At 65.3% G+C, this 7,243-nt stretch carries 6 protein-coding genes; all 6 read left to right on the top strand.

What is annotated here, in order from left to right:
* Nucleotides 1-74: 74 nt before the first annotated feature.
* On the top strand, nt 75-1,241 hold the full coding sequence (locus C3Y92_RS20230) for a homocysteine biosynthesis protein (protein ID WP_129355722.1): 1,167 nt from the start codon (nt 75-77) through the stop codon (nt 1,239-1,241).
* A 612-nt stretch (nt 1,242-1,853) separates the two neighbouring features.
* Nucleotides 1,854-2,186 carry an FmdB family zinc ribbon protein gene (locus C3Y92_RS20225; RefSeq protein ID WP_129355720.1) on the top strand — a complete coding sequence of 111 codons (333 nt, stop codon included), beginning with the start codon at nt 1,854-1,856 and terminating at the stop codon, nt 2,184-2,186.
* Nucleotides 2,183-3,475: an adenylosuccinate lyase gene (purB, locus tag C3Y92_RS20220; RefSeq protein ID WP_129355718.1), complete on the top strand. Its 1,293-nt coding sequence runs from the start codon at nt 2,183-2,185 to the stop codon at nt 3,473-3,475. Before C3Y92_RS20225 ends, purB begins: the two co-directional genes overlap by 4 nt.
* A 157-nt stretch (nt 3,476-3,632) precedes the next feature.
* Nucleotides 3,633-4,226: an orotate phosphoribosyltransferase gene (gene pyrE, locus C3Y92_RS20215; protein WP_129355716.1), complete on the top strand. Its 594-nt coding sequence runs from the start codon at nt 3,633-3,635 to the stop codon at nt 4,224-4,226.
* A gap of 11 nt (nt 4,227-4,237) precedes the next feature.
* Nucleotides 4,238-6,487 (top strand): L,D-transpeptidase Cds6 family protein, encoded by a 2,250-nt coding sequence (locus C3Y92_RS20210; protein WP_129355714.1) that lies wholly within the window; start codon nt 4,238-4,240, stop codon nt 6,485-6,487.
* Entirely contained in the window at nt 6,488-7,240 is a 753-nt protein-coding gene (locus C3Y92_RS20205; RefSeq protein WP_129355712.1) for a hypothetical protein, read from the top strand.
* Nucleotides 7,241-7,243 lie beyond the last annotated feature (3 nt).

Below are 7,243 nucleotides of genomic sequence, written 5' to 3'. Positions count from 1 at the left end.
GTTGCCAAGACGGCTGAAATGGGCCAAAAAAGGCCCCGCCGGGCGCGAAACGACGGCAGGAGGAGATTTCCGGCATGACCCATGAGGTGAAAAAGACCGTCGCCGAAATCAATCGGCGCATTGAGCAAGGCAAGGCCGTGGTGCTGACCGCCGCCGAAATGGTCGAGACCGTGCGGCGTCTCGGCAAGGTCAAGGCGGCCAAGGAAGTGGATGTGGTGACCACGGGCACCTTCTCGCCCATGTGCTCCTCGGGAATGCTTTTTAATTTCGGCCAGGAGCCGCCCACCCTCAAGGCCCAGAAGGTGCGGCTCAACAACGTCCCGGCCCACGCCGGCCTGGCCGCCGTGGACGCCTATATCGGGGCGACCGAACTGCCCAAGGAAGATCCCCTCAACAAGATCCACCCCGGCCGCTTCAAGTACGGCGGGGCCCATGTCATCGAGGATCTGCTGCGGGGCAAGGCCGTGCGTCTTTTCTGCGAATCCTACGGCACGGACTGCTATCCGCGCCGGGAACTGGAAAAGGACGTGACCCTGGCCGACCTCAAGTACGCCCAGCTTTTAAATCCCCGCAACTGCTACCAGAACTACAATGTGGCCGTGAACCTCACCAGCCGCATCATCTATACCTACATGGGGCCGCTTAAGCCCAACGCCCGAAACGCCAATTTCGCCACCGCCGGCGAGTTGTCGCCGCTTTTCAACGACCCGTATTTGAAGACCATAGGCCTTGGCACGCGTATCTTCATGGGCGGCGGGGTCGGCTACGTCATCGGGGCCGGCACCCAGCACGATCCCAAGCCCAAGCGCAACGAGCGCGGCATCCCCATTTCCGCCTCGGGCACGCTCATGGTCAAGGGCGACCTCAAGGGCATGAGCCCCCGCTACGTGCGGGCCGTGTCCATCCTCGGGTACGGCGTGTCCCTGGCCATGGGCATCGGCATTCCCATTCCCATTCTCAATGAAGACATGGCCTTTTTCACGGGCGTGTCCGACGCGGACATCGAAATGCCGGTGAAGGACTATGGCCACGACTATCCCAACGGCGTGGGCCGGTCGCTGGGGCTTGTGACCTACGCCGAGTGCCGCACGGGCGAGATTATGGTCAACGGCAAAAAGACCCAGGCCGTGCCCCTGACCAGCCTGTCCATGTCATTGGAAGTGGCCGAAAAATTGAAAGAAAAAATCGAGCAGGGCAAGTTCCTGCTGACCGAGCCGGTGGAGCCGATTCCCTCGGAATAGCGCTCTGGCCCTGCCGCCGACCGCCACGGGCCTGAGGGTTGGCCAGGCTCTTGGCGGCCGGCGACCCTCTGGTCCGGCCCATCGGCCGCGGCATGGGTCGGGCCGGGATTTTCGCAGCTCCGGCCCGGCAACCGGACGAAGGCGTCTTTACAAACGCCCGGCCTTGATATACCGCATCGGGTTCTTTCACCCGATAGGAGGAATTCCCATGTCCAAGCATAAGAAGCATGAGCGCCACAAGGAACTGGATCGTCGCCGCAAGCGCCGCAAGGAACGCCTCAAGGAGCGCGTCCGTCAGGCCATTGCCGCCAAAAAGGCCTAGTTCCGGCCGGCCGATTCTTTCGATTACCGGGTGTCGCCGGCTGCCTGCTTGGTTGGCCCGCCGGCCGACGCCATCCGCGACTGCCGCCGCCCTGCGCCATGGCCGTCAGGCCTTTCAGGCCCTGGCCTGATGTTTTCTGATAATCGCGCGTATTATTGGAAATGATGGAAACGCCGGGCGGCCTTGCGGCGTCGCGGCCTGTTTGCGCGACGTAACGACGCAGCAAAGCGCGCAAAAACCGGGTCGGGCCAATCCCTGCCCGGCTTTTTGCACGACTTCCGGAGGGGCACATGCCCTTGTATGAGTTCGAGTGTCCCGCCTGCGGCCGGGTGTTCGAGGAACTGTGCCGCACCGTGGACACGGGACAGGCTCCCTGCCCCGCCTGCGGCCGCAGCGCGCCGCGCATCGTCTCCCTGTCCGCCTTCGCCCTCAAGGGCAGCGGCTTTCACGCCACCGACTACGTCCAAAGACGCCCCGGCACGTTCAAGCGTGACGGCAACGACACCGTCAAGGGAACGCCCGTGGACGTGCCCCAGCTCGCCCGGGACCCGTCCGTGCCGCTGTCCGCCGAAGAACACCCCGAGGATGATGACCAGGCCCAAACGCCCAAGGAGCACGCATGATCGAGCGCTATACCCGCAAAGCCATGGGCGACCTGTGGTCCCTGGAAAACCGTTTCGCCGCCTGGCTCGAAGTCGAGCTGGCCGTGTGCGAGGCCTGGACCAGGCTTGGCCGCGTTCCCGAGGCCGACATGGCCGTCATCCGGGAAAAAGCCGGCTTCGACGTGGCCCGCATCCTCGAAATCGAGGAAACCACCCGCCACGACGTCATCGCCTTTTTGACCGCCGTGGAAGAGCGCGTCGGCCCTTCGGCCCGGTTCATTCACCTGGGCTGCACCTCCTCGGACATCGTGGACACGGCCAACGCCTTGCTGCTTGGCCGGGCCGGCGACCTGATCCTGGCCGACCTCGACGGGTTGCTTACCGCCATCAAGGACCTGGCCATGCGCTTCAAGGGCCAGCTGATGATCGGCCGTACCCACGGCATCCATGCCGAACCCTTGAGCTTCGGCATGAAGATGGCGTCTTTCTACGCCGAATTTTCCCGTCACCGCGAGCGCTTCGTCGCGGCGCTAACCGGCGTGCGCGTGGGCAAGATTTCCGGGGCCGTGGGCGGCTACGCCCACCTCGATCCCCGGGTTGAAGCCATCGCCATGGACATCATGGGGCTGGCGGTCGATCCCATCTCCACCCAGATCATCCAGCGCGACCGGCACGCCGCCTTTTTCACCGCCCTGGCGCTCATTGCCGGCGGCGTGGAGCGCCTGTCCACCGAACTGCGCCACCTCCAGCGCACCGAAGTCCTCGAAGCCGAGGAAGGCTTTGCCAAGGGCCAGAAAGGCTCCTCGGCCATGCCCCACAAGAAGAACCCGATTTCCGCCGAAAACCTCTGCGGCCTCTCGCGCCTGATTCGCACCAACGCCCTGGCCTCGCTGGAAAACATGCCGCTGTGGCACGAGCGCGACATCTCGCATTCCTCGGTGGAGCGCGTCATCATGCCCGATTCCACCATCCTGGCCGACTACACCCTGGCCCGGTTGACCAATATCCTGAAGAACCTCAAGGTCAACCCGGACAACATGGCCCGCAACCTCATGGGTTCCTTTGGCCTGTTCTACTCCCAGCGGGTGCTGTTGGCGCTCATCGAGGCCGGCATGGACCGCCAGGAAGCCTACGTGCTGGTGCAGCGGGTGGCCATGGCCTGCTGGGAAGGCCGCAAGTCCTTCCCCGACGCCGTCCGGGCCGATCCGGCCATCACCGCCAAGCTCGCGCCGGCCGTCCTCGACGCCCTGTTCGACCCGACCTACTACCTCGCCCACGAAGACCTTATTTATTCCAGGGTTTTCGGGTAGGATCGAGAAGAAGAGAAGATGCCTCCGGCGGCCGGGGGCCTTAGGCCCCCGGACCCCCAACATGGGGGAAGCGCGCGATGGCCGTTTACGATGAACCGCTTTTCAAAAAGGCCGGGCTTTTGTATGCCAAAAGCAAAGGGCCGCAATGAGGATAACCATGTCCTGTCCGCAAAATCTTGACGCCGCCGCCATGCGGGGCCGCCTGGCCGCCCTGCTCATGGAAAAATCCTACCGCGCCGGGGAAATCACCCTGACCTCCGGGCGCAAGAGCGACTACTATTTCGACTGCAAACAGACCGCCCTGCACCCCGAAGGGGCCTGGCTCATCGGCAATCTGCTTTTCGACCTGCTGCCGGCCGACATCGTCGGCGTCGGCGGCATGACCCTGGGGGCTGATCCCCTCGTCACGGCCGTGTCCGTGGCCTCGTTTCTGCGCCATCGCCCCATGCCGGCCTTTATCGTGCGCAAGGCCTCCAAGGGCCACGGCACAAATCAGTTTTTGGAAGGGCTGTCCAATTTCCAGCCCGGCGACAAGGTCGCGCTGCTGGAAGACGTGGTGACCACCGGCGGTACGCTTGTCACCGTCATCGACCGGGTCCAGGACGCCGGACTGACCATCGGCGCCGTGGTGACCGTGCTGGACCGCAACGAAGGCGGCAGCCAGCGTCTGGCCGAGCGGGGCTTTCCGCTTTTGTCCATCTTCACCCGTGAGGCCCTGGTCGCCGCCGCCAAAGAGCAACCGGCCTCCTGACGCGAGCACGCATGAAACGATTCGGCCACGCCCTTGTCCTCGCCGTCCTGCTGCTGCTGCCGTACCGTCCGGCGGCGGCGGAATGGACGGCGGACGTGGTGGACACGCAGTGGTTTCCCAAGCTGTCCGTGGCCGTGGACAAGAAGTCCCAGGCCTTTTTCCTGCTCTCGCGCCAAAGCCCGGTGCGGGTGGCCGAGTTTTTGCCCTGCGCCACCGGCCAGCTCCTTGGCGACAAGTTCAAGGAAGGCGACCTGCGCACCCCCGAGGGCGTCTACTTCATCGTCCGGCGCAAGGCTTCGGGACTCAATTACGAACTCTACGGCGACTTGGCCTTTCCGCTCAATTTCCCCAATCCGGCCGACGTGGTGCGCAAAAAGACCGGCCATGGCATCTGGATCCACGGCCGGGGCAATTCCATCGTCCCCTACGTGACCCAGGGCTGCGTGGCGCTGAATACCCCGGATCTCCATCGCCTGGATAACGATCTGGCCCTGGGCACGCCGGTCATCATCGCCGACGAGGTGCGCCTTGCCGCCGACGCCCCGCGCCTTAGGGCCGAGGCCAAGGAAGTGGTGGAAGCCACCCAAGCCTGGGGCAAGGCCTGGGCTGAGCGCTCCGAAGCCTTTTTCGGCTTCCACGACGCCGAAAAATTCGCCATCTCCGAAGGCCAGCCCTTCGCCGCTTTCCGGTCCCAAAAGGAACGGTTGTTCAAATCCCTGCCCTGGATTCAGGTCACACTGTCCGACATCCGGGCGCTTCCCGGACCGGATTACTGGGTGACCTACTTCGTCCAGGTCTACCGCTCGCCGACCCTGGTTTCCCAGGGCGTCAAACGCCTGTACTGGCAGCGCGGCACTGACGACCGTTTCCGCATCATCGGCATGGAGTACGAGGAATCGCCCACGCTGCTGGCCGCCAACGCCAAGACCGGCAAGGCCCTGGCCAACGAAGCCGAAACCGTCACCACGCCGCCCGACGCCCCCAGCGAAGAGGAAACGCAAGCCAAGCAACTCATGGACAGCCATCAGGCGGCCATGGAGAAGGTGGCCCAGAAAGCCTTCCATTCCCTGCCGCTCAAGGTTCCGCCCACCCCCGAGGACCATGCCATCCTCGACGTGGCCCAGACCGGACCGGTCAAGCCCGGGGTGTCGCCTTTCGCCACCGACGCCGCCAAGGTCGTGCCGCCGCCGCCGGCCGCTCCTGCCGTTCCCGCTGCCCCGGCAGCGCCGATTCAGGTGGCCCAGGCTCCGGAAAAATCGGCTGTTCCGCCGGCCCCCGTGGCCCAGCCCGTCGAGACACCAGCTCCGGCGGCCAAGGCCCCGGAACCGGCCGCGCCGCCGGTTCCCGCCGCCAAGGCGGTCGCGCCCGAACAGGCCGCCGCCATCCGCGCCGCCGTGGAAAGCTGGCGCGCCGCCTGGGAACGCGGCCGCATCGAGGACTATCTGGCCCATTACGCCGACAACGCCGTCCAGGGGAGCCTCAAGGGCAAGGAGGCCATCCGCCGCCAGAAGGCCGGGCTGTGGCAGGGCCATCCGCCAAGCCGCGTGACCATGGAAGTGCTGTCTGCCGCGTCCGAAGGCGACGGTTTCACCGTGGTCTGCGCCATGGACTACCAGGGCAAGGCCGGCGGCCGTGAAAGCGCCGGGTTCAAAACCCTGTCCCTGGTCCCTGCCGGCGGCAAACTGGTCATCGCCAAGGAACGCTGGTCCAAGCAGCGCCCCGCCGTCGGCCTGGCCCTGGGGCCCGCGCCGTCTGCGGTGGCCGTGGCCACCGCCACGCCCAAGGCCGAATCGGCCAAGCCGGCCCCAGCCGTCGAAATTCCTGCGCCGGCCGTTTCCACGGCGGCCGCCGGCCAGCCCGTTGCGCCTGTAGCTGCCCAGGCCCCGGCCAAGCCCGACAAGGCCGATAAGGCCGGCAAGGAAGCCGCCGCCGCAGCCATGGTGGAAGCCTGGCGGGCCGCCTGGGAACGCGGCCGGGTGGGCGAATACGCCTCTTTCTACGCCGACAGCGCCGTCCAGGGCGACAGCAAGGGCCGTGAGGCCATCCGCTCCCGCAAGGCCGACCTCTGGAAGGACAAGGCCCCGAAGAAAGTCACGTTTTCCGACGTGAAGATCACTCCGCGCCGAGACGGCTACGTGGTGACCTTCGTCCAGGACTACGAAAGCCGCGACGGCGGGTCGGACCGGGGCAAAAAGACACTCTATCTGGCTCCCTCGGGCAACGGATTCGCCATCGTCGAAGAAAAATGGAGCAGGATGTAAATGGCGGGCAGCGGCCGGATCGACATTCTCATTTTGCGCGATGCGGCCGGGGTAGGGCGTTACCGCCTGCCGGTCTGGCTTGTCAGAACCCTTGTGCTCACGCCCCTGGCCTTGCTGCTGGTTCTGGGCGCGGCCGTGGCCGTGGCCTACCATCTCTACCAGGCCAACCGCGACGACGCGGCCCGGACCGCCGTCCTGCGCCAGGAGATCGACGCGGCCGGCGAAAGCCTTATGCGCCTGGAGAATATTGAGCGCACCCTGCGCTCCAAGGACGCCACCGAACTCGAAACCTTGCTCGGTTCCTACAATCCTGACAAGCCCGACTGGTTCAAGGTCCGGCCCGAGGACCGCAAGGAACCGGCCCAGCCGGCCGCCGAAGCCGCCAAGGACCGGGTCGATCTGTCGAAGATTTTGGCCCGCGTCGATGCCAGCCAGGCCGGCGTGGACAATCTCAAGCTCAAGATCGACAACAAACGCCTGAACCTCGGTTTCGACCTCAGCAACGTCACGCCCCAGACCGGGCTGGTGGGCAAGGCCGAGGCGTTTGTTGTCACCAACGACGGCACGCTGTGGCCGCTGAAACCCGAAAAGGACGAGCTGTCGTTTCAGATCCAGCGCTTCAAGCAGATAGCCGCCAGCCTGCCGCTGCCGGCCAAGCTTGAGGCTCGCGACATCTACGGCCTGCGCCTGGTCATCCTCGATCCCTCGGGCAAGCCCATTTTCGCCCAGGTCTACCCCCTGCCCAAGGAATGAGCG

Origin of the sequence: Solidesulfovibrio carbinolicus, assembly GCF_004135975.1 — a bacterium.
Lineage (GTDB): Bacteria > Desulfobacterota > Desulfovibrionia > Desulfovibrionales > Desulfovibrionaceae > Solidesulfovibrio > Solidesulfovibrio carbinolicus.
This window is presented reverse-complemented; position numbering and strand designations above follow the sequence as displayed.

What these genes read in the sequence shown, in the direction of transcription:
- C3Y92_RS20230 (WP_129355722.1), top strand. Translation starts at nt 75, where the DNA reads ATGACCCATGAGGTGAAAAAGACCGTCGCCGAAATCAATCGGCGCATT.
- C3Y92_RS20225 (WP_129355720.1), top strand. Translation starts at nt 1,854, where the DNA reads ATGCCCTTGTATGAGTTCGAGTGTCCCGCCTGCGGCCGGGTGTTCGAG.
- purB (WP_129355718.1), top strand. Translation starts at nt 2,183, where the DNA reads ATGATCGAGCGCTATACCCGCAAAGCCATGGGCGACCTGTGGTCCCTG.
- pyrE (WP_129355716.1), top strand. Translation starts at nt 3,633, where the DNA reads ATGTCCTGTCCGCAAAATCTTGACGCCGCCGCCATGCGGGGCCGCCTG.
- C3Y92_RS20210 (WP_129355714.1), top strand. Translation starts at nt 4,238, where the DNA reads ATGAAACGATTCGGCCACGCCCTTGTCCTCGCCGTCCTGCTGCTGCTG.
- C3Y92_RS20205 (WP_129355712.1), top strand. Translation starts at nt 6,488, where the DNA reads ATGGCGGGCAGCGGCCGGATCGACATTCTCATTTTGCGCGATGCGGCC.